General features: G+C 45.7%; 19 protein-coding genes and 1 pseudogene (1 of these 20 cut by a window edge). 9 read left to right on the top strand and 11 right to left on the bottom strand.

Annotated features, from left to right (window positions below):
• Window positions 1–98: 98 nt before the first annotated feature.
• From PAV_RS09245 to PAV_RS37540, 3 genes and pseudogenes are all read right to left on the bottom strand, one after another.
• Window positions 99–2432 (bottom strand): S8 family serine peptidase, encoded by a 2334-nt coding sequence (locus PAV_RS09245; protein WP_005545449.1) that lies wholly within the window; start codon window positions 2430–2432, stop codon window positions 99–101.
• Window positions 2433–2600: 168 nt separating this feature from the next.
• Window positions 2601–2990, bottom strand: a pseudogene (locus PAV_RS36055) (WYL domain-containing protein); the annotation flags it as partial.
• Entirely contained in the window at window positions 2888–3538 is a 651-nt protein-coding gene (locus PAV_RS37540; RefSeq protein ID WP_005545454.1) for a helix-turn-helix transcriptional regulator, read from the bottom strand. The pseudogene PAV_RS36055 and the gene PAV_RS37540, both read right to left, overlap by 103 nt.
• 124 nt (window positions 3539–3662) lie before the next feature.
• Between PAV_RS37540 and PAV_RS09255 the strand changes: the two genes are divergently transcribed.
• Window positions 3663–4112: a VOC family protein gene (locus tag PAV_RS09255; protein WP_005545455.1), complete on the top strand. Its 450-nt coding sequence runs from the start codon at window positions 3663–3665 to the stop codon at window positions 4110–4112.
• 65 nt (window positions 4113–4177) lie between these two features.
• Here PAV_RS09255 and rsmG read toward each other — a convergent pair whose 3' ends face one another.
• From rsmG to rpmH, 7 genes are all read right to left on the bottom strand, one after another.
• The gene (gene rsmG / locus PAV_RS09260; RefSeq protein ID WP_005545456.1) at window positions 4178–4903 is read right to left on the bottom strand and encodes a 16S rRNA (guanine(527)-N(7))-methyltransferase RsmG; all 726 of its coding nucleotides are present in this window, start codon (window positions 4901–4903) and stop codon (window positions 4178–4180) included.
• Window positions 4904–4971: 68 nt separating this feature from the next.
• Window positions 4972–6870: a tRNA uridine-5-carboxymethylaminomethyl(34) synthesis enzyme MnmG gene (gene mnmG / locus PAV_RS09265; RefSeq protein ID WP_005545457.1), complete on the bottom strand. Its 1899-nt coding sequence runs from the start codon at window positions 6868–6870 to the stop codon at window positions 4972–4974.
• 75 nt (window positions 6871–6945) lie between these two features.
• On the bottom strand, window positions 6946–8322 hold the full coding sequence (gene mnmE, locus PAV_RS09270; protein WP_005545458.1) for a tRNA uridine-5-carboxymethylaminomethyl(34) synthesis GTPase MnmE: 1377 nt from the start codon (window positions 8320–8322) through the stop codon (window positions 6946–6948).
• A 195-nt stretch (window positions 8323–8517) separates the two neighbouring features.
• Entirely contained in the window at window positions 8518–9282 is a 765-nt protein-coding gene (gene jag / locus PAV_RS09275) for an RNA-binding cell elongation regulator Jag/EloR (RefSeq protein WP_005545459.1), read from the bottom strand.
• Window positions 9279–10058, bottom strand: coding sequence for a YidC/Oxa1 family membrane protein insertase (locus PAV_RS09280; RefSeq protein ID WP_040735641.1), 780 nt, complete (start codon window positions 10056–10058; stop codon window positions 9279–9281). The genes jag and PAV_RS09280 overlap by 4 nt, the downstream gene beginning before the upstream one ends.
• A 105-nt stretch (window positions 10059–10163) precedes the next feature.
• Window positions 10164–10502, bottom strand: a complete 339-nt coding sequence (gene rnpA, locus PAV_RS09285) for a ribonuclease P protein component (RefSeq protein WP_005545461.1) — start codon at window positions 10500–10502, stop codon at window positions 10164–10166.
• A gap of 208 nt (window positions 10503–10710) precedes the next feature.
• Window positions 10711–10845, bottom strand: a complete 135-nt coding sequence (gene rpmH, locus PAV_RS09290) for a 50S ribosomal protein L34 (protein WP_040735642.1) — start codon at window positions 10843–10845, stop codon at window positions 10711–10713.
• 874 nt (window positions 10846–11719) lie between these two features.
• Here rpmH and dnaA point away from each other — a divergent pair.
• The 6 genes from dnaA (at window position 11720) to gyrB (ending at window position 18165) form a co-directional block, all read left to right on the top strand.
• Window positions 11720–13075, top strand: a complete 1356-nt coding sequence (gene dnaA, locus PAV_RS09295; RefSeq protein ID WP_005545462.1) for a chromosomal replication initiator protein DnaA — start codon at window positions 11720–11722, stop codon at window positions 13073–13075.
• Between the two features lie 246 nt (window positions 13076–13321).
• Complete coding sequence (gene dnaN / locus PAV_RS09300; RefSeq protein WP_005545464.1) at window positions 13322–14464, top strand: DNA polymerase III subunit beta; 1143 nt, start codon at window positions 13322–13324, stop codon at window positions 14462–14464.
• Window positions 14465–14501: 37 nt separating this feature from the next.
• Window positions 14502–14726, top strand: coding sequence for a S4 domain-containing protein YaaA (gene yaaA, locus PAV_RS09305; RefSeq protein WP_005545466.1), 225 nt, complete (start codon window positions 14502–14504; stop codon window positions 14724–14726).
• A 3-nt stretch (window positions 14727–14729) separates the two neighbouring features.
• Window positions 14730–15842, top strand: a complete 1113-nt coding sequence (gene recF / locus PAV_RS09310) for a DNA replication/repair protein RecF (protein WP_005545468.1) — start codon at window positions 14730–14732, stop codon at window positions 15840–15842.
• Window positions 15843–15869: 27 nt separating this feature from the next.
• On the top strand, window positions 15870–16115 hold the full coding sequence (gene remB, locus PAV_RS09315; protein ID WP_005545469.1) for an extracellular matrix regulator RemB: 246 nt from the start codon (window positions 15870–15872) through the stop codon (window positions 16113–16115).
• Window positions 16116–16254: 139 nt separating this feature from the next.
• The gene (gene gyrB, locus PAV_RS09320; RefSeq protein ID WP_005545470.1) at window positions 16255–18165 is read left to right on the top strand and encodes a DNA topoisomerase (ATP-hydrolyzing) subunit B; all 1911 of its coding nucleotides are present in this window, start codon (window positions 16255–16257) and stop codon (window positions 18163–18165) included.
• Window positions 18166–18280: 115 nt separating this feature from the next.
• Here gyrB and PAV_RS09325 read toward each other — a convergent pair whose 3' ends face one another.
• Window positions 18281–19024, bottom strand: coding sequence for a YheC/YheD family protein (locus PAV_RS09325; protein WP_005545471.1), 744 nt, complete (start codon window positions 19022–19024; stop codon window positions 18281–18283).
• Window positions 19025–19494: 470 nt separating this feature from the next.
• On the opposite strand from PAV_RS09325, the gene gyrA reads away from it, so the two are divergent.
• Window positions 19495–22008: a DNA gyrase subunit A gene (gene gyrA / locus PAV_RS09330; RefSeq protein WP_005545472.1), complete on the top strand. Its 2514-nt coding sequence runs from the start codon at window positions 19495–19497 to the stop codon at window positions 22006–22008.
• Window positions 22009–22162: 154 nt separating this feature from the next.
• Window positions 22163–22543 carry the start of an HD-GYP domain-containing protein gene (locus PAV_RS09335; protein WP_005545473.1) on the top strand. 756 nt of this gene lie beyond the right edge of the window, so the window shows 381 of its 1137 coding nt (coding positions 1–381); its start codon is at window positions 22163–22165; the stop codon falls past the right edge of the window.

Below are 22543 nucleotides of genomic sequence, written 5' to 3' on the forward strand. Positions count from 1 at the left end.
TGCATCCGTAACATTCTATGAATTATCTTCTACCTCATCTTGAACATGAAAATTATTCCACGCAAATAAAACAAAAGCGGGGTAACCCCCCGCTTCTGCTATAACTTCACTTGTGTTTTTTGAATCTGTGCATTCCCAGCTGCATCTTCCATGCGGATGAATATATCATGAGTTCCTTTTCTCATTCTTGATCCGATAAATGAAATATAGAAAGTCCGTTTATCCTCATTGAAGCGCATCTCTTTCCACGCTCCTGTATTGGATGTGCTCCATTTTACGCTAATTAGAGCTGCTTGCTTATTATGAACAGACGAATGAAGCATAGGGCGCACTGCATACTCGAGTTCCAGCATCATATCATGAATTGTCCCTTGCACAATACCGTGCTCGGCCTTTTCCTTCATAAATATTGCCGTTGGGGCCTCTCGATCGATATAAATCAATTGATCGCCCTTTATCTCCGAGCGGCTATCAGCAAAAGCTTTACTTTTTAGGTTATATAAACCGTCAGGCAGCTTATGCCCGGATACATCCGTGCCCTTCCATTCATACGTATGCAGCCCGCTGGAAGGTTTAACTGTATTGAGCAGCAGATATTCTTTACGATTCTTTTTATGTTTATCAATCCGAGTTGCGGTAATCAACATCCGTTCAGCATCACCAGGCAGATAATAATGGAATTCAATAGATTTATTTTTATCCCCGTTCGGCGTGAGCAGTTGATGACTTGCGAACCATCCCGTCAGCAGCGGGTACTGACTTGCTCCACGAATCAATTGAATAGGCACTCGAAGCTTTTCCGTGTCATGAATAAGCTGTAAATACCCTGTAAGAACTCCTGTCTCCTGTAGGGTGGATAGATTCCATGCCACAGGAATACGTACCGTTTCACCAGGCTGTACGGTGACGGAAGCAGGATATGAAATATCCCACTTACCCGCTTCAGACGATAACGTAATTTGATAAGTTATCTTATGATTAGACCGATTCGTTAACTGAAGAGACTGCTCTTTCATCAAATCACACGAATCCGGATCAACAACACCGTAAGACAGAGCTGCCGGTTGGAGAAACGAAATTGTCTCCATGGCTCTATCTACATTCACAAGTCCTGATCCTTGCGCGTGATACGGATATTCTGCTCCATTGTTATCAGTAAGTTTATCCGCTGATGTCATCAAAGCTGATTTTACCATGGCCGGCGTCCACTCCGGATGTGCTTCCAGGAGAACCGCCGCTGCGGCAGATACATAAGGAGCAGCCATACTCGTCCCACTCATATTCCCGTATCCTTGCTCCATCTGGTTACGAGGCACAGAGCTTCGCACATTAATTCCAGGTGCCACTAGATCAGGCTTCAACAGCCATGTGCCAACTGCAGGCCCACGAGAACTTATGGCAGACATCCGACTTCTTTGTTCCTCTCCCCACTGCCATGCCCATGACTTGCCCTGCTTCAGCATAGAGGCTCCTTGTGGAGAAATGGAGGCTGCTGGGATAAGTCTGTCATCATTTTTACTATCAATTCTAAGCTCTGGCTCCCACTCCACCTTGTCATTCTGATAGAATAGAATACCGCTAGCTCCTGCGTTACACGCTGCTTCGTAATAAGATGAAGCAGCGGAACTGGTTGTTTGGACAACGAGCAATTTCCCTTGATGAAGCTCTTGCTTGATTGCATTGGGACTATTTCCCTCGATGAATACCAGATCAGGCGAGCCTTCCTTCGGAAAATCAGGCGATCCCATCCCCGAAATAAGACGTATGCTGTGATTACGATACGAGAGCATGGACTCAAATGTAGGCAAGGTAGCCGCTCCAACGGTGATTACATCCTCCACCAATCCTGGAGCGGTAATACTCCATAGCTTGTCTCCTGCATTGCCCGCAGAGTTTACAACAACAACCCCTTTACTTACCGCATCTGCGATCATCCGTGACAGCGGCTCATCCGGGGCATCGATATCAGAATGAAGCGATAGATTGATGACCTTCGCTCCATCCTTCACCGCTTGCTGCATCGCTTTAACAATCGTAGAAGTGAATTCGTGACCCTCTGTAGCAATCGCTCGATAAATAAGCAGAGAAGCATCGGGAGCCTGCTGGGCTACAATACCGGCAACATGCGTGCCATGCCCTTTTTCATCCTGCGGGTTTGTATCATTTTCTACAAAATCATAAGCTTCTACGATTCTCTCCTTGAGCAGCGGATGCTGGATATCTGCTCCCGAATCGATAATGGCAATTTTAACGCCTTTGCCTGTATATGGAGGCTGCTTGATAGACGATATAGAGGAATCAGCCTGCACGGATACACTCTCTATCTGTGCGGCTGCTGTCTTCGTTCCTAGCGGTGCAGCCAATAAAGCTGCAGCCACAAATAAGGTGCATGAGGCCTTCATTATTGGGTTGTACCAGCTATTTATCTTCATGTTGTGAATTCCTACTCTCTAAGCCTTTCATGATGTTCATAAATCGTAACATAGGACATAGAAAGAAAGATTTACGCCACTGTAACCTAGTTCCACCAAATTTTTCAAATCAGTACCAGCTTTCCAGCTAACTTCTTGTCTAACTTCATATTTACCCAGTATTTCGATTTATAACGTTTGATAGTGTTGTAAGAGATTAGATATTTTATCTTGAATGAGCTGTTTTAAAGAATCCGGCTTCACTTCTAACACATCACTACCATATCTCATCAAATAAGAAGCTATAAAATCCTCTTCCCCTTGATTATAACTTCCTGTAATAATTGTTCTATGACCTGTCTCAATTTGCATCGATGGATAATGCTCCTTATAGAAAATATCCTTCGCCTGCTCGGCAATCTCAACTTCAAAGCTAATACTGTTCACAGATTGATACCTTTCTAATGATCGGCTATTCAGCTCATCCAGCAAAAAATGTCCATGCTCTCCCCCCTCCTCCATAGCGGTAATTCGATCACATCTAAAAACTCGATATTGATTCGTCGCTGTCTCGAATCCTGTTGCATACCACTGGCCGAACTTAGCTGATATTTTGAAAAATTGAACGTGATATTTTTGGTCTGTTTATGTTTTACATAATCTATGATGCAACTGCTCTCATTCAGGATACTCTTTAGGATCTTATCCAAAAAACGGCTCGCATGATGATGCTGGTAGCTTTCGAATTGAAGCACTTTTCGCATGTTGTGAATTTGCCTGATTTGTTCCGAAGACAGACAGCTTTCGAACTTTTCATTAAGCTGATTCGCCCGTAAATGAAAAGGCGTGGATTGATAAGCACTTAGTGTCAACATTGCAAAATACAGAGCATACACTTCATCGATCGTAAAGATAATGGGAGATAATAATCGATTTTTCAACATTCCGTATCGTCCATGTTTTCCATATTCCGAATAAATGGGCATGCCTAATTCCTCTAAGGAACGAATATCGCGCAGTGCTGTACTTTTTGAAATACTGTATTTCTCCATTAGATCATGCAAATTGAAAAATTCTCGACTGTTTACATATCTAATCATGTCATATAATCGCTCTGATTTCTTCATGAATAGCTCCTTCATAAAGGTGTCATATTTTGATACCTTTATCCATTATGATGAATCTAAGCTCGTCTATCAAATAGAAAAGATGGTTGGGTTAACATCTTTGCTTAAAAAGGAGATTGATCTCATGAGTGCAACCCTGGAAGTTGCGATTTTCTTATCCATGAACGGAAAGGCACAAGAAGCCATTGATTTTTACAAGATCCATTTCCATGCAAAAGAATCGCTGCTCGTTACTTATGAAGACATGGCGAAGCGCGACAGCTCGATACTGCTTACGGAGGGGAATAAAAATAACATCGTCCACTCTGTCCTATTGATCGGGAAAACAAAAGTAATGATTGCGGAGGATACAATGGATCCGCGGAGTAAATACTCGGTTGGCAATAACACATCATTATGTATTCAAAGTTCGAACCTAGAAGAGATTGAACAATTTTATAGCAGCCTGCTTACCGATGATAGAGTAAAAGTGATTGTCCCTCTCTCTGCAAATTCATTTAGTAAAGCCTATGGCATTATTGAAGACCCATTCGGAATCCACATCCAACTGATGTATGATCCTCGGTTGAAATGATTCCTTTATCACATAACGCAAAAAAGAGGTCGAATGCATTCGACCTCTTTGTCTTATAACTGAAATTATACAAGCGGTGTCTTTAGCGGCGTCCCCGGCTTGCGCGGATAGGCCTTAGGGGTTGTCCCCTTCTTCGTCATCACTACGATATGACAATCGGATTGCTCTACTGGAAGCTTCAATGCATAATCAGCCGTGAAGGTCGCCTGCAGCACCTGAAGGCTCCGCTTCGCTTCTACAATCTCTTCCTGTGGATTTGTCCCTTTCATCGCAGCGAACGTCCCGCCTGGACGTACGAACGGCAGGCAGAACTCATTTAGCACGTTCAATCTTGCAACAGCGCGTGCCGTCACAAGATCATACTGATCGCGATGCTCCGGCTTGCGTGCAACCTCTTCTGCGCGACCATGAATGCAGGAAACGCCTGTTAATCCAAGCTCCTGTACCAAATGATTCAGAAATACGATCCGTTTGTTAAGGGAATCAACAATTGTCAGCTTAATATGCGGAAACATAATTGCGAGCGGTATCCCTGGAAAGCCTGCACCTGATCCGATATCCGCCATGCGCTTCACACTCATCATATCGACGTGAAAGCCTAACGTTAGCGAATCATAGAAATGCTTCTCGTATACGAGCTCACGCTCTGTAATGCCTGTCAAATTCATTTTTTCATTCCACTCAACCAACACACGGTAATACGTATCGAGCTGGTTCCATTGTATATCTGTAACCGGCGGCCATCCATGTCCGGACAGCCAGCCTTGGAACTGTTCTTGCAATGCATCCATTACTGGCAATCTCCTCTTCTGCAGTTAGTATCCCATTCCTGCATACTTGCCACAGCCTACATCCTCAATTACGCCTCAGCATGCTTCTCAGCTGTTACACGGTTATAGTGCTCCAAGTATACAAGCAGGATCGAAATATCCGCAGGAGTTACACCGGAAATACGCGACGCTTGCCCGATCGACAGCGGACGGATTTTCGTCAGCTTTTGCTTCGCTTCCGACGCAATTCCATGAACTACATCGTAATCGATATCCTGCGGGATAAGCTTCTTCTCCATCTTTGCCAGACGCTCTACCTGCAGCAGTTGCTTCTCAATATATCCTGCATACTTTATTTGAATTTCAACTTGTTCCTTTATCTCATCGTCCAGCTCCAGCGGTGATGGAAATAACTTATCCACATGTGAATAAGTTATTTCTGGACGTCTCAGCAATGTCACTGCATCACACCCGTTGGTCAGTGGAGCGGAACCCGCTTCAGCAAGCATTGACTGTACAGCCTCATCCGGCTTTACCTTCGTTGCCTTCAGGCGCTCCATCTCTTGACCAACCAAGTCAAGCTTATGCTGGAATGCTGCGTATCTCTCATCGGTAATAAGGCCAATCTCATGCCCGATATCCGTCAAGCGCATATCCGCATTGTCATGGCGAAGCAGCAATCTATATTCTGCGCGAGAAGTAAGCAAGCGATAAGGCTCATTGGTTCCCTTCGTCACGAGATCATCAATCAGAACGCCAATGTAAGCTTGCGAACGATTCAAGATGACAGCAGGCTTGCCCTGTACCTTACGCGCGGCATTAATGCCGGCCATAACCCCCTGTGCAGCAGCCTCCTCATAACCGGATGTTCCGTTAATTTGCCCAGCTGTGAACAAGCCATCGACCCGCTTCGTTTCAAGAGTTGGCCACAACTGTGTCGGTACGACTGCATCATACTCAATCGCATAACCGGTTCGCATCATTTCTGCATTCTCAAGTCCTGGAACAGAGCGCAGAATTTGTAGCTGTACATCTTCAGGCATACTCGTTGACAGACCCTGCACATAATACTCAGCCGTATCCTTCCCTTCTGGCTCAAGGAAGATTTGGTGTTTCGGCTTATCAGCAAAACGAACAATTTTATCTTCAATGGACGGGCAATAGCGAGGTCCTGTACCTTCTATGACACCAGAGAACATCGGTGCACGATGCAAGTTCTCATTAATAATGCGATGCGTATTCTCTGACGTATACGTCAACCAGCAAGGAAGCTGCTCATTATCGGAAGACTTCGTCTCATAAGAGAAGAACTTCGGATGATCGTCTCCAGGCTGGATTTCTGTTTTGGAAAAGTCGATCGTCCCACCATTCACCCGTGGAGGTGTACCTGTCTTGAAGCGAACGAGATCAAATCCGAGATTGCGCAAACATTCGGACAGCTTCAAGGAAGGCTGCTGGTTATTCGGGCCGCTCTCATACATCAGCTCACCGATAATAATTTTGCCCCGCAGGTACGTACCTGTCGTTAAGACAACCGCTTTCGAACGGAATATAGCGCCTGATTTCGTGATGACACCTACACATTTACCGTTTTCCACGATCAGTTCCTCAACCATGCCTTGACGCAGCGTCAAGTTCGGCGTCGTTTCCACCGTTTCCTTCATTTTCGCCTGATACAATACCTTGTCGGCCTGGGCACGCAGTGCGTGAACGGCAGGCCCTTTCCCTGTATTGAGCATCCGCATTTGAATAAGGGTTTTGTCAATATTGCGGCCCATTTCTCCGCCTAATGCGTCGATTTCACGTACAACATGGCCCTTAGCTGGGCCACCAATGGAAGGGTTGCACGGCATGAAAGCAACCATATCCAGGTTAATCGTCAATAGCAGCGTATCGCAGCCCATCCGTGCAGAAGCAAGTGCCGCTTCACAGCCCGCATGGCCCGCTCCGATAACTATTACATCATATTTTCCCGCCTCAAATGGCATGGGGCTCCCTCCTTTTACTACTTCTCTATGATAAACAACACTCACGGCAAAACGACCGTATCCGTGTTCGCTTTTCTATTTTCCAAGACAGAACTGAGAGAAAATTTGATCAATCAGTGAATCGCCAACTGCGTCTCCGATAATTTCACCGAGCAGCTCCCAAGCGGTGCGTACGTCGATTTGAATCATGTCGATTGGTATTCCCTGTTGGGAAGCCCCCACAGCATCTTTTAATGCCTGCAGCGACTTCTTGAGAAGCGCAATATGCCGTACGTTGCTGACATACGTCATATCTCCCGCTTCAATTCCTCCACTGATGAACAACTCAGAGATTACCTTTTCAAGCGCGTCGACGCCTTCCTGTTCCTTCGCCGACATGCGCACAATCTGATTCTCACCGAATGCCTCCTTTAACGGAGCATCATCCAACACCGTAGGCAGATCCATTTTATTCACAATCACAATCACTTGTCTACCCGTAATTTGCTCCATCCACTCGCGCTCATCCGGATGAAGCTCATCATTATTGTTCACAACGAACAATATCAAGTCTGCTTCCTGAAGGGCACTGCGAGAACGCTCCACTCCGATTCGTTCAACGACATCTGTCGTCTCCCGAATGCCGGCTGTGTCCAGGAGACGCAGCGGAATTCCGTTAATTGTTACGAATTGCTCGACTACATCGCGAGTTGTCCCCGGAATATCGGTTACAATCGCTTTATTATCTTGGGCAAGCGTATTGAGCAGCGATGATTTACCGACATTCGGTCTGCCGATAATCGCTGTCACAATACCCTCCCTCAATATTTTCCCTTCGGATGCGGTTTTCAACAGCCGCATGACCTCTTCCATAACATGCCCGCATTTATCTTGGATAAAGGCGCTTGTCAGCTCCTCTACATCATGCTCAGGATAGTCGATATTCACTTCAATATGAGCAAGTGTCTCAATGAGTGTATGACGGAGTGACTTGATTCGGTTAGACAATTGACCTTGCGCCTGCTTCATAGCGATGCTGAAGGCGCGATCCGACTTCGAGCGAATGAGATCAATGACCGCCTCAGCCTGTGACAAGTCAATTCTTCCGTTCAAGAAGGCTCGCTTCGTGAACTCGCCTGGCTCCGCCAAGCGAATCCCCTGCTGAAGCAGAATATCCATCACTTTCCGCACCGAAATAATCCCGCCATGTGTGTTGATTTCGACAACATCCTCAGTCGTAAACGAACGCGGCCCGCGCATCACGCTTACGAGCACTTCCTCTACCCGCTCTCCAGACTTCGGATCAACAATATGTCCGTAATGTATTGTATGGCTTTCCGCCTCTGTCAGCTTCGTTTTCGAACGGAATATGCGATCAACCTCAGCAAAAGATCCCTCTCCGCTTACTCGGATAATCGCTATACCGCCTTCTCCAAGCGGTGTAGATACCGCTGCGATTGGTTCGTAATTCATCCTAATAATGACCTCCGCACATATAGGGTACATTTATATTATCTCATTTTACGTCAAACACCTAATCATGAAATCCAATTCTGGTTCAGCAAAAAACGAAAAAATGCAATGAGAGCACCCTGAACCAGGCGCAATCATTGCATTTTCTATCTGTCTATGCGTTCTGAATAGAGGTATTCATAAGTGCAGTCATGCCTATTTAATCATAATGACTACGCGCCGGTTTGGCTCTTCGCCTTTACTGCAAGTTTTCACTTTCGGATGATCCTGCAGCTTCGCATGAATAATCTTGCGATCCTGCGCCGTCATCGGCTCCAGCACAACCTCTTGCCGGGAACGAATAACTTTGTTCGCGAGCCGCTCAGATAAGGATTCGAGCGTTTTCTTACGTCGCTCACGGAACTGCTCTGCATCAAGAATAATACGGAGATGATGCTTGGAATAACGATTGGCTACCAGGTTCGCCAAATATTGAAGCGAATCCAGCGTCTGACCGCGGCGACCGATAATGAGGCCCAAGTCCGAGCCGCTAATATCAAGCGTTACCGTGTCCTTCCTCTTATGTACTGCAACTTCTACATCAAGCCCCATCGAGCGGGCAACATCCACAATGAATTGCTTTGCTTCTTCAATCGGATCTATATCGTCATCTGAGACAGCGCTCCTGCCCGTCTCCTGATCCTTTGATATAGTTGCTGTTTGCTTATCGGCCACAACAGAAGATGTCTGAACTGGCTTCGATGATGTTGATTGTGTTGTAGGCTCAGAGAGCGGGACATCCTTGTCCGGAAGAAGTGTCAGTTCGACCTTCGCCGGACGTACCCCGATAAGTCCGAACAGCCCGCGTGATGGCTTCTCCAGCACGCGAACAGATACGCGATCCTCGGTTACGTTCATTCGTTCCAAACCGTTCTTTATTGCATCTTCGATCGTCTTTCCCGATACAACGAGCGTATTCATTTCGCCGGACGAACCTCCTTATCCTTATCGCGATAAAGGAAATAGTTCTGAACAATAGTAAAGACGTTGCTGTATACCCAGTACAACGGAAGTGCCGCTGGGAAGTTGATCGACATGACGAAGATCAACACTGGGAAGATAAGCATCATAAACTGCATTGGGCCTTGCATTGGATTTTGGCTTGCCATCATCTTGGACTGCAAGAACGTCGTCAAGGCAGCCACAACTGGCAAAATGTAAAACGGATCCGCCTCGCCCAACTTGAGCCACAAGAACGTATGCTCACGGATTGCTGAGTTCATATAGATCGCATTATACAAAGCAATAAATACTGGCATTTGAATGAAGATTGGCAAGCATCCCGCAAGCGGATTCACGTTATGCTGTTGGAACAGCTTCATCGTTTCTTCCTGCTGCTTCTGCGGGTTATCCTTATGCTTCTTTTTTATTTCAGCGAGCTGAGGCTGCAGCTTCTGCATTTCCTTCGAGCTGCGCATTTGCTTAACTGTAAGCGGCAAGATACACAGACGAACAATAACGGTTAGCAGCAAGATGGCGAATCCATACTCCCCGCTGAACCAGCCTGCGAATGTATCAAGTGCTAGTGAAAAATAATAGACCACGTTACGCTCCCAGAAGTTACCTTGCAGCAAATCCTCCGTCTTCAGCGTAGTGGTCGTGGACGTACATCCCGACAATACAACGATCAACAGCACAGAAACCGCTACCAAGAGCCATTTGCGGTTCGAGAACAACTTGTTCAGCGACAATAGCATAACCCCTCTCTTAACCTTCCGATTCCAAAGTAAATATATCACATTTCCCATCTTAAAGGAAACGATTCAACAGGTGTATCGTGCGATATTGCTGACAATTCAATTTCATTTATATATAGAAGCTTTTCGCATGACATGATTGACGCTCTTGGCAAGCTTCTCATAGTCCATCTCTGTTGCGCCTTTGCGCACAATGAACACCAAATCGACATGATCCTTAATGCGATCTGCCTGAAGTCTGACAATTTCCTTGATCATGCGGCGCATTCGATTGCGCACTACCGCATTGCCTATCTTTTTGCTTGCCGATATTCCTACACGGAACCGTTCAACCTTTGGCTGTTCGTATACGTACAGCACCAGCTGATGGTTGGCAAAGGAACGACCATTGCGGTAAACACGGGTAAAGTCTGCGCGATCCTGCAGCCGATACTGTTTTTGCATCGGATCTTTCTCCTATCTGTCCGAATTAACTACGCTCTTCCCTACTCGGAAATACTCGAATGGTATGATCCAAGTATAGGCACCTGCGGAACGGAATAAACATTTCTCTCATCTGCACGGTAAAATTCCAATTTGCAAGCAAGAATATATGCTAACTTCGCCTAAAAAAGAAAAAAGACCACCGAGGTGGTCTTGTATTCACGCGATCTTATGCGCTCAATACTTTTCTGCCTTTTTGGCGACGAGCAGCCAACACCTTACGGCCGTTTTTCGTGCTCATTCTTTTACGGAAACCGTGAACTTTCTTACGTTTGCTCACGTTAGGTTTAAATGTCGGTTTCAACGTATTGCACCTCCTCGAACGAGATATGTCATGGTGAACCATTCATTGCTACGTTTATCTGTCTGCGCAAAATTCCTTTTTACATTTAATCAGAATACGGACCAAAAGTCAATCCTCACCGATCCTCTTCCTCTTCCAACTCCCCTCCTAAAATCATGCGAATTGAAAAAATAACGTTCTTATATGTATAGAAACAATTATCCACATTCCGATCTTCGATTAATCTCGACACCTTCGGTTATTCACATGTGCAAAACTAAAAATTATCGACATTTTCCTTCCTAGACCTGTGCACAAAAAATAAGGGGACTTTGTCCGGACTTGTCAACAAGAAACAGGTTATAAACAATATCTAGTGGTGTAGATAACATTTATGCACAAGTTATTGAATTTGTGGATAAAATCCGCTCGATCATTGAAATATAAGGGCTCATCTGCTATGATTATATTGTTTTTCGGTTGTGAATAGAGGTTGTGGATATTTAATTATCAACAGTCTGTGGATAAAGTTGTGAACAATTTATACTCACTTGTTAAAAAGTTGTTCGACATGATCTGCACATTGTGGATAAATAGTTGTAAGAAACGGTATACTTCGACAGCAGCATGTCTGATGTTTCGTAGAAAGTACGAGAAATTTCTCGACCTATGCAGGATCATCAGCATGTCAGCATAGACCCCGACAATACGCTCTTATCAAGGAAATGTTCCCTTATCGACTTTGCATCGACTCGAACTTCCTTTCATAAGAGGGCTTTCTGCGCCTTGCGGAGCCTTTTTGCGTCTTGTCGGGGCAATTGTCCTTTTTTCAGGCGTAATTGCCGGTAAGCGCGTCATATGAAGACGCAGCAGGCTTGAAGGAGTGAAACAATCTGTGGAGCGCCAAGCAAATGAACATTGGCAGGAAATATTGTCCGTTATCCAGACGAAGCTGAGCAAACCTAGCTTTGATACCTGGTTCAAGGCCACAAAAGCTGTAAAGTTTACAGACTCGCAGCTGCTCATTACCGCACCGAATACGTTTTCGGTCGAATGGCTCGAGAGCCGCTATACAAAGCTTGTCAGCTCGACAGTAATGGAAGAAACGGGCAAGCAGGTGGACGTCAAGTTCATTATTGAAGAAGCAGCTCAAGCGGAAGCTGAAATCGTGCAGCCACAGGCTTCACCGGCTCGAGTCGCTGTCTATGATGAACCGGCTTCCAATATGCTTAACCCAAAATATACGTTCGATACATTCGTCATTGGCTCGAACAACCGCTTTGCGCATGCTGCATCGCTCGCCGTCGCTGAAGCGCCGGCTAAAGCATACAACCCGCTATTTTTATATGGAGGCGTAGGTCTCGGCAAAACGCATCTCATGCACGCAATCGGCCATTATATTTTGGAGCACAATCCTGCAAGCCGCGTCGTTTATACGACATCAGAAAAATTCATGAATGAGTTCATTAATGCCATTCGGGATAATCGCGGAGAGAGTTTCCGCAATAAATATCGCAATATTGACATTTTGCTCATTGACGACATTCAGTTTTTGGCAGGGAAAGAACAAACGCAAGAGGAGTTCTTCCATACATTCAATGCACTGCATAACGAGAACAAGCACATCGTCCTCTCCAGCGATCGTCCGCCGAAGGAGATCGAAACATTAGAGGAACGGCTGCGCTCTCGCTTTGAATGGGGCTTAATTACGGATATCCAGCCACCGGATCTGGAGACACGGATCGCGATTCTTCGCAAGAAGGCGAAGGCTGAGAATTTAGATATACCGAATGAAGCTATGGTCTATATCGCCAACCAAATCAATACGAACATCCGTGAGTTGGAAGGTGCGCTTACACGCGTTGTCGCATTTTCCACGATGACCAACCAAGATATTACAACTCACTTGGCTGCAGAGGCACTCAAAGATCTCATCCCATCCAGCCGTCCAAAGATGATTACGATCCAGGACATTCAGCATAAGGTAGGAGAGTTCTATGGCTTGAAGATGGAGGATTTCAAAGCGCGCAAGAGAACGAAAGCCGTAGCTTTTCCTCGTCAAATCGCCATGTATTTATCGCGGGAGCTCACTGATTATTCATTGCCGAAAATCGGAGAGGCATTTGGCGGACGAGATCATACGACCGTCATTCATGCCCATGAAAAAATCACGCAAAATCTGCAGGAAGATCAGGATCTATATAAGGTCGTTCAGAACCTGATCGACAAAATTAAAAATCCAACGCTGTGAACAACATAACAAGCCTATACACAATCTATACACATGTGGATAGGCTTTACTTTATGCCTGTTCAGGAGGGTTATCCACATATTCAGTGCCCCTACTATTACTACTATTATTAAAAAAGATTATATAGATCATCATAAGAAGAGCACATATTCGGCATTTCTCCATTCAAAAAAAGCCGAATGTCACAAGATTCGAATATAAAGCAACACTAGAACGAGCGCAAAATTGGTGTTAGGGAGTGAACGTATGAAACTTTCGATATTAAAAAATGAACTGAACGAAGCGATACAAAACGTATCTAAAGCGATTTCCAGCAGAACGACGATTCCCATTTTAAGCGGGATAAAGGTTGACGTTACGTTTCAAGGGGTAACCCTTACGGCTAGTGATACAGATATATCCATTCAAACTTTTATCCCTGTGGAGGATGATCGCCAAACGATCGTTCAAGTGGAACGTCCGGGTAGTGTTGTTTTGCCGGCTAAGTTTTTTGTCGAAATTATTAAAAAGCTGCCTTCACAAGATGTCGAAATCGAAGTAAAGGAGCATTTCCAAACCTTCCTTCGTTCCGGTACTACCGATATCCAGATGGTTGGACTTGATCCTGAAGAGTATCCAGTTCTCCCTAGTATCGAAGAGAATCAAGTCATTACCGTAAATGGCGATTTGCTGAAGACGATGATCAAGCAAACGGCATTCGCTATTTCTTCCAACGAAACAACGCCAATTTTAACAGGGGTATTGTGGAATTTAAGCGAAGGAAATTTAAAATTCGTATCCACAGATCGCCATCGCTTAGCGAGCCGTACAGCAGATATCCAAGCAGATCCTGACATTCGATTCACGAATGTTGTCATTTCTGGCAAAACATTGAACGAACTCAGCAAAATTATTCCGGATCAAAATACGATGGTGGACATTGTTGTTGCAGACAATCAAGTCCTGTTCAAAATCGACCGTGTTCTGTTCTATTCGCGTATTTTGGATGGAACCTATCCGGATACTTCTAAAATTATTCCGCAAAACTATAAAACAGAACTTATTTTGGACACAAAAAAGCTTATTGATGCAATTGACCGTGCTTATTTGCTGTCCCGTGAAGATAAAACGAACATTGTTCGCCTGCAAACGAAGGAGGACGGCACGATTGAAATTTCCTCCAGCTCCTCTGAATTGGGACGCGTTACGGAGCAACTTGATGTGAAGGAATTCAATGGGGATCCACTGCGGATTGCGTTTAACTCCAAATATATGCTCGATGTGTTGAAGGTTGTCGAGTGTGAAAATATTTTCATCGGATTTACAGGCGCTATGAGTCCAATCATCATTAAGCCGACAGAGCACGTAAGCAGTCTGCATCTCATTTTGCCTTACCGTACGACAAACTAAGCAAGATGGCGAACGTGCATCACAAGGAGGAAACGACATGAATGACATCGAGATTCGAACGGAATTCATCACGCTTGGTCAATTTTTGAAATTGGCCAATTGTGCATCAACTGGCGGTCACGCCAAAATCATGCTTGCAGAGAATATGGTGAAGGTAAACGGTGAAGATGAAGCACGACGCGGTCGGAAGCTGTATCCTGGCAACGTCGTCACAGTAGATGGATGCGGAGAGTTCCGTATCGTTTCATTCCAGGAGGCTTAGCGGGTGTTCGTCAAATCGATCGCCCTGCAAAATTATCGCAATTATGGTGCGCTCGAATTGAGTACTGACAATCGGGTCAATATTTTTGTTGGCAATAATGCGCAGGGGAAAACCAATTTGCTTGAATCCATATTTGTGCTTGCCTTAACGAAATCGCATCGTACACCGCGCGATAAAGAGCTTATCGGATGGGAAGGTGAGCATGCACATCTGAAAGCTGCTGTGGAACGCAAATACGGAACGGTACAGCTTGAGCTTACCATTTCTCGACAAGGGAAAAAGGCCAAGCTTAACGGTCTGGAGCAGCGTAAGCTGAGCGGCTTCATTGGTGCGCTTAATGTCGTCATGTTCGCTCCTGAAGACTTGGAGATCGTAAAGGGTTCGCCAGGCATACGCAGAAGATTTCTCGACATGGAGATTGGTCAGGTACAGCCGAGCTATTTATATCATTTGCAGCAATATCAAAAAGTTCTCATTCAGCGCAACAACCTGCTTAAGCAAATGTGGAGCAGCCCAAGCGGGCAGGCGAATACGATGCTTGATATCTTTAATGAGCAGCTTGTCATGAATGGTGTTAAAGTTGTAAAGAAAAGGAAACAATATTTAAAGAAACTCCAATCATGGGCGGAGCAAATTCATGCCGGGATCTCGAATGGCAAGGAAGCTCTAGTCATTGAATATAGTCCTTCCTTTACGATGCCAGACGAAGATGAAGCTGTCTTATTCGAGCAATTTATGTTAAAGTTAACACAAATGAAAGACCAGGAGGTGCGGCGCGGCATGACACTTGTCGGACCGCACCGGGACGATCTTGCCTTCTACATTAACGGCAAAGAAGTGCAAACCTATGGGTCTCAAGGTCAGCAACGGACGACAGCGCTGTCGCTGAAGCTGGCCGAGATCGAACTGATGCACGAGGAAATTGGGGAGTATCCTGTCCTACTGCTCGACGATGTTCTGTCTGAGCTTGATTCGATGCGCCAGACGCAGCTGATTGAGACGTTTCAGAGCAAGGTACAAACGTTCATTACGACGACAGGCATTGAAGGCATTAATACTGGCAAGTTGCATGATGCAAATATGTTCCACGTGGAAAATGGGCAAGTCATGCGGTAAGAGGTTGTTCTAAGGGGAGTGAGCGCTATGTATATTCACTTGGGCGGAGAAAGAGTCATTCGTTCCTCGGAACTGGTCGCCATTTTTGATGTATCGATTGAGAAATCATCCAAGCTGTCTAAGCAGTTCGTGGCGAATGCGCACAAAGTGAAGAATGTTGAGGCGATAGGCGAGGAAGAAGCAAAGTCCATCGTCGTGACGAAGGGAAAAGTATATTACTCTCCGATTTCATCTACAACATTGAAGAAGCGTGCGCATCATTTTAACGAGTAGCGAACATTGCATACAGCCTTGTTGACAGCGTCATCTTGGTTTTCCTCTGCACTGCAGTTTGGATTCTGGGATGATGCTCTTGCAATTACATGCGATTGGCATAATGAACGGTACTGAAATTAGAGAAGTAGGTGAAGGCATGTCTGTGAATCATAACACGTATGATGAGAGCCAGATTCAGGTACTGGAAGGCTTGGAAGCCGTACGCAAACGGCCGGGGATGTATATCGGTTCAACGAGTGCCAAAGGTTTGCACCATTTGGTATGGGAAGTCGTCGATAACAGTATCGACGAGGCGTTGGCTGGGTATTGCACGAAAATCGAAGTAACCGTACATGAAGACAACAGCATCACGGTCGTGGATAATGGCCGCGGTATTCCAGTCGGGATACAAGAAAAAATGAAGCGCCCCGCTGTTGAAGTTGTTATGACTGTTCTTCATGCGGGCGGTAAATTCGGCGGCGAGGGATACAAAGTATCCGGCGGCTTGCATGGTGTCGGTGTCTCGGTCGTAAATGCCTTATCTACGAGCTTGGTCGTCACCGTGAAACGAGACGGACATATTCATCAGCAGGAATATCGTCGTGGAGTTCCACAAGCGGACTTGGAAATTATCGGGGATACAGAGGAGACAGGTACAACGATTCGCTTCCAGCCTGACCCCGAAGTATTTACGGAAACGACAGAATACGACTACGATACACTCTTATCCCGTATTCGGGAGCTTGCATTTTTGAACAAAGGCATTCAAATGGTGCTTACTGATGAACGTACCGGACAATCGGAAACGTTCAAGTATGACGGCGGAATTAAAGAATTCGTTGAGTACCTGAACCGCAATCGCGAGAAGATGCATGAGCAGCCCATTTACGTCGAAGGCTCCAAAGATTACATTACGTGCGAGGTCGCACTCCAATATAACGATAGTTATACTGAGAATATTTACTCTTTTGCCAATAACATTCATACGCACGAAGGCGGTACGCATGAGTCTGGCTTTAAGAGTGCACTTACGCGAATCATTAACGATTATGCTCGGAAAATGAACCTCATGAAGGACAATAACTCCAACTTAAGTGGGGACGATGTCCGTGAGGGGCTGACCGCGATTATTTCCGTGAAGATTCCAGAGCCGCAATTCGAAGGACAAACGAAGACGAAGCTCGGAAACAGTGAAGTACGCAGCATCGTGGAGTCTGTGTTTTCTGAGAAATTCATGGAGTTCTTGAATGAAAATCCGATGGTGTCGAAGAAGATTGTCGAGAAGGGGATGCAGGCATCCCGAGCTCGAGAAGCTGCTCGCCGTGCACGTGAGTTGACGCGCCGCAAGAGTGCGCTTGAAGTGAGCTCTCTTCCAGGTAAGCTGGCGGATTGCTCCTCCAAGGACGCTGCACATTGCGAATTGTTCATCGTCGAAGGTGACTCTGCGGGCGGTTCTGCGAAGCAGGGCCGCGATCGTCATTTCCAGGCGATCTTGCCGCTGAAGGGTAAAATCTTGAACGTTGAAAAGTCTCGTTTGGATAAAATTTTATCCAATGCAGAGATTCGGGCGATTATTACGGCGCTGGGTACAGGGATTGGCGAAGACTTTGACCTTGAAAAGGCTCGCTATCACAAAATTGTGATTATGACCGATGCCGATGTTGACGGTGCTCATATCCGGACACTGCTTTTGACCTTCTTCTATCGCTACATGCGCAAGCTTATCGAAGCGGGATATGTGTACATTGCACAGCCGCCGCTCTACAAAATCGAACGCAATAAAATTGTTCGATATGCAGATAGTGATAAGCAGAAAGATGAGATCATTGCTGAGTTTGGTGAAGGTGCGAAAGTTAACGTTCAGCGTTACAAAGGTCTTGGTGAGATGAATGCGGAGCAGCTGTGGGAGACGACAATGGATCCTGAAAGCCGTAAAATGCTCCAAGTGTCATTTGATGATGCGAAGATGGCTGACGATGTGTTCGACACGCTCATGGGAGATAATGTAGAACCGCGTCGTGATTTCATTCAACGCCATGCCAAGTTCGTTAAAAACTTAGACTTCTAATCGCATCCATTCATTCGGAGGCGTGTGTTCGATTGGAATGCACGTTGGAGCGGTTTAAGATCAAGCCCCAGTTCCATATCAGGACTGGGGCTTTGATATAGATGAGAATTTATTGCTACTTTAAACGTCCATATGCTTTGGCATTCCGGACAATGCGGCGATATGCAGCGGGATTGAATGTGCGATACACATAGATAGCTGGCTTGGTATTGACTTCTAGGATCCAAGGGTGCTTATTTTTATCGAGCGCTATGTCCAGCCCAAGCTCTTTGAGGCTCTTGTGTTTTTTGCTTAGTTGTGTCCCTACGGACAAACCGATTCGTTCCAGCTCACTGCGAAGCTGCTGAATTGAGCTTGCATTCGAGTGGGGTTTCATGAGAACCCGCAGCGATTCCATTTTCCCCCCGCTGCTGACGTTCGTTACAATCTTGTGGGCGGCTGCCTTTCGTCCTAAAATCGACATAACCTCCCATTTGTTATTCAAGTTCTTTTGTACGAACACACGGAGATCGAACTTCCTCCCTCGATGGGTCAGCATATGGATACCCTGTTGGATCAAGTATTTTCGCTTTCCGATTCGTTTTTTGATTCTGGCGGTCAGCGATTCTATATCAGTAAAGGTAGCCGTGGAGGTTCCTTCTCTCAATTCGAATGAATTATTGGCTCGCTGCGTGACACGCATAACACCTTTCCCATGGGTACCTAGGTCAGGTTTCACATACACCATTTGATATTGGTTGAGCATCTCCTTTAACCGAAGTGCGCTATAGACGGATGTTTTAGGAATGTAGGTACGTAGTGAGGAGTCTTGCAAGATTTTCGTCTTTTTCCATTTGCTAAAAATGCGCCGACTGGACAATCATACATCACCCTTTTCATTTTGTTTGTCGAATGGATGGAGAGTGCAAGATACCGGGTTGATATTAATGTATGATCATGTAGACGAATAGAAATAGTACAATCAACTATATGAAGAGGAAAATGTTCGGATTTTGGGCGGTTTCATGGAACGTTTAATTGTATCTCTTTTGTGAAAGTAATATAATATAAATAGTGCAGTTATGGAATTGATGAGTATGATTTTATCCGCATGATCAGACGAGATTAGAAATTCTCCCTTGAGAGCATGACTGGTGTTAAGCTTGAAATAGCTTATCTAGTCATGTGGGGAGTTTCGATATGGACTAGATAAAAGATTATTCGTCCGTGGAAATGGTTCGACCCCATTTATGGGGGGAAGGGCCGTTTTCGCTTGTAGGGCAAATTTTTATTTTGCTTTTTGCTAGAAGATGCTGACGCTGTTAAATACGAATTTTGAGGAGGTCCAGCATGGCGGAAGAACAACAACCGCAAATCAGGGATCGCGACATCGGCACAGAGATGCGGGAATCATTCCTGGATTACGCGATGAGTATCATCGTAAGCCGCGCTCTGCCGGACGTGCGTGATGGATTGAAGCCGGTTCACCGACGTATTTTGTATGCGATGTCAGACCTCGGCATGGCACCGGACAAGCCGTATAAGAAATCAGCGAGAATCGTTGGGGAAGTAATCGGTAAGTATCACCCGCATGGTGACTCTGCTGTTTATGAAACAATGGTGCGCATGGCGCAGGATTTCTCGCTTCGTTACATGCTCGTAGATGGCCACGGGAACTTTGGTTCTATTGATGGTGACTCGGCAGCAGCGATGCGTTATACGGAAGCACGCCTTTCCAAGATCGCAATGGAATTGCTTCGTGATATTAACAAAGAAACAATTGACTTCGCACCGAACTATGATGGCGAAGAGCAAGAGCCTGTTGTATTGCCGGCTCGCTTCCCCAACTTGCTCGTAAACGGGGTTTCAGGTATCGCGGTCGGCATGGCAACGAACATCCCACCGCATAACTTGACTGAAGTAATTGATGGTCTGCAGGCGCTTATTAAGAATCCAGAACTAACGCCAATGGACTTGATGGAATACATCAAGGGCCCAGATTTCCCGACATCCGGATTAATTATTGGCCGAGAAGGTATTCGACAAGCGTATGCGACCGGACGTGGCTCTGTCACAATGCGGGCACGTGCGACGATCGAGGACAATAACGGCAAGGCTCGTATCGTTGTCCACGAGCTGCCTTATCAAGTCATTAAGGCTCGCCTCGTTGAGAAGATTGCTGAACTGGTACGTGAGAAGCGTATTGACGGCATTACAGACCTTCGTGATGAATCAGACCGTAACGGAATGCGCGTCGTCATCGAACTGCGCCGTGATGTGAATCCGAATGTCGTTCTGAACAACCTGTACAAGCATACAGCGATGCAGAGCAACTTCGGTATCAATATGCTGGCTCTCGTGAACCAGGAGCCTCGCGTTCTTAACTTGCGTGAGATGCTCCATTATTATTTGGAACATCAAATCGAGGTTATTCGCCGTCGTACCGAGTTTGACTTGAAGAAGGCTGAGGCACGCGCGCATATTCTCGAAGGGCTGCGCATTGCACTTGATCATATCGACGAGATCATTGCGCTTATCCGCGGCTCGAAGAATGACGAAAAGGCACGCGAAGGCTTAATCACTCGATTTGGTCTTAGCTTCGACCAAGCTCAAGCGATTCTCGATATGCGTCTGCGCCGTCTGACCGGCTTAGAGCGCGAAAAGATCAAGGCAGAGTACAATGAATTACTATTGAAGATTGCGGAATACCGTGAAATCTTGGCGAACGAACAGCTTGTGCTGACCATCATCAACGATGAGCTTGAAGAAGTGAAGCAGAAGTATGGAGATGAGCGCCGTACAGAAATCACGATTGGCGAGGATAGCATACTGGATGAGGATCTGATCCCTCAAGAGGATGTTATCATCACGATTTCGCACAGCGGATATATTAAGCGTCTGCCGGTAACCACTTACCGCAGCCAGAAGCGCGGAGGCCGTGGAGTAGTTGGCATGGATACGAAGGATAATGACTTCGTTGAGCATTTATTCGTGTCCAACTCGCACCATTACCTCATGTTCTTCACGGATAAGGGTAAAGTATACCGGATAAAGGCGTATGAAATTCCAGACTTGAGCCGTACAGCAAGAGGTACACCAATTATCAATTTGATTCAAATTGAGCAGGGTGAAACCATTAGTGCGGTAATTCCGGTCGTTGAATTTGAATCCGACAAGTACCTGTTCTTTGCAACCCAGCAAGGGATTGTGAAGAAGACTCCACTTGATGATTATGTCAACATCCGCAAAGGTGGCTTGATTGCCATTAATTTGCGCGATGACGATGCTCTGATTGGCGTTCGTTTAACGGATGGCGAACAAGAGATCATTATGGGGACGAAGATGGGTATGTCGATTCGATTCTCAGAGAATGATGTACGCTCCATGGGCCGTTCTGCTACCGGTGTCAAAGGGATTACACTGGATAGCGATGACCAAGTAATCGACATGGATGTCGTTAACAAGGACAACGATGTGCTTATCGTTACAGCCAAGGGTTATGGCAAGCGTACACCAATGGAAGATTATCGAATCCAGAGCCGTGGCGGTAAAGGGATCAAGACGATAAATGTAACCGATAAGAATGGTGCAGTCGTTGGCTTGAAGGTTGTACAGGACGAAGAGGACTTGATGATTATTACGGCATCAGGGACAATTATCCGTACGAGCATGTCAGGCATTTCACAAATGGGCCGATACACCCAAGGTGTTAAACTTATTAATATTCGTGACGATGATTCCGTATCTACGGTAAGTCGCTGTGATAAGAACGACGAAGATGAAGAGTCTTCTGAGGAAGCATTGCAAGAACCGGATATGACAGAAGGGGAAGCACCTTCTACCTCAGAGCCGGATTCAGAATAGAATGATGAATGTTATGATGCAGCAGTTGTAAGCATTGACATCAGGTAGGGCGTATTCTTTTATAGAGTGCGCCCTTTTCCTTGAAATAATCAGATACATAATAAGAACTAATTCTAATCCATATGAAGAGGCCAACAGGAGCGTGTAATGACCTATGGTATTCATTCCCGTCTCACAAGCTAAGCCAGGAGACCAATTGGAGCAGGATGTGATGACAGCACTTGGCGGCGTACTTATGTACAAGGGCAGAACGCTCAGTGTACGCGATTTGGATGTCCTTGATGCCTTTCTAATTAAGTCGGTAGCAGTGTTAAACTCTTATACTGTTCCAGTCACAGATATAGCTGGAAATCGTTCAGATATGCCTGACAGTAAAAATAGTGAGCCGACGATCAATCAATCTGCAATGCGTCATGCAGGCAAATTCCAGCATGATGCCGGTTTTGTTGAATCATGGCTTCAAATGGTTAATCTAATGAAAAATGTGTATAAGACAACAGGAGCTACGAAGCTGCCTATTCTAGAACTGCGTCAG

Source organism: Paenibacillus alvei DSM 29 (genome assembly GCF_000293805.1).
GTDB classification, from domain to species: domain Bacteria; phylum Bacillota; class Bacilli; order Paenibacillales; family Paenibacillaceae; genus Paenibacillus_B; species Paenibacillus_B alvei.

What these genes read in the sequence shown, in the direction of transcription:
- rnpA (WP_005545461.1), bottom strand. Translation starts at nt 10,502, where the DNA reads ATGCAAAAACAGTATCGGCTGCAGGATCGCGCAGACTTTACCCGTGTT.
- PAV_RS37540 (WP_005545454.1), bottom strand. Translation starts at nt 3,538, where the DNA reads ATGAAGAAATCAGAGCGATTATATGACATGATTAGATATGTAAACAGT.
- PAV_RS09255 (WP_005545455.1), top strand. Translation starts at nt 3,663, where the DNA reads ATGAGTGCAACCCTGGAAGTTGCGATTTTCTTATCCATGAACGGAAAG.
- gyrB (WP_005545470.1), top strand. Translation starts at nt 16,255, where the DNA reads ATGTCTGTGAATCATAACACGTATGATGAGAGCCAGATTCAGGTACTG.
- mnmG (WP_005545457.1), bottom strand. Translation starts at nt 6,870, where the DNA reads ATGCCATTTGAGGCGGGAAAATATGATGTAATAGTTATCGGAGCGGGC.
- yaaA (WP_005545466.1), top strand. Translation starts at nt 14,502, where the DNA reads ATGAATGACATCGAGATTCGAACGGAATTCATCACGCTTGGTCAATTT.
- remB (WP_005545469.1), top strand. Translation starts at nt 15,870, where the DNA reads ATGTATATTCACTTGGGCGGAGAAAGAGTCATTCGTTCCTCGGAACTG.
- PAV_RS09245 (WP_005545449.1), bottom strand. Translation starts at nt 2,432, where the DNA reads ATGAAGATAAATAGCTGGTACAACCCAATAATGAAGGCCTCATGCACC.
- mnmE (WP_005545458.1), bottom strand. Translation starts at nt 8,322, where the DNA reads ATGAATTACGAACCAATCGCAGCGGTATCTACACCGCTTGGAGAAGGC.
- jag (WP_005545459.1), bottom strand. Translation starts at nt 9,282, where the DNA reads ATGAATACGCTCGTTGTATCGGGAAAGACGATCGAAGATGCAATAAAG.
- PAV_RS09280 (WP_040735641.1), bottom strand. Translation starts at nt 10,058, where the DNA reads ATGCTATTGTCGCTGAACAAGTTGTTCTCGAACCGCAAATGGCTCTTG.
- dnaN (WP_005545464.1), top strand. Translation starts at nt 13,322, where the DNA reads ATGAAACTTTCGATATTAAAAAATGAACTGAACGAAGCGATACAAAAC.
- gyrA (WP_005545472.1), top strand. Translation starts at nt 19,495, where the DNA reads ATGGCGGAAGAACAACAACCGCAAATCAGGGATCGCGACATCGGCACA.
- rsmG (WP_005545456.1), bottom strand. Translation starts at nt 4,903, where the DNA reads ATGGATGCATTGCAAGAACAGTTCCAAGGCTGGCTGTCCGGACATGGA.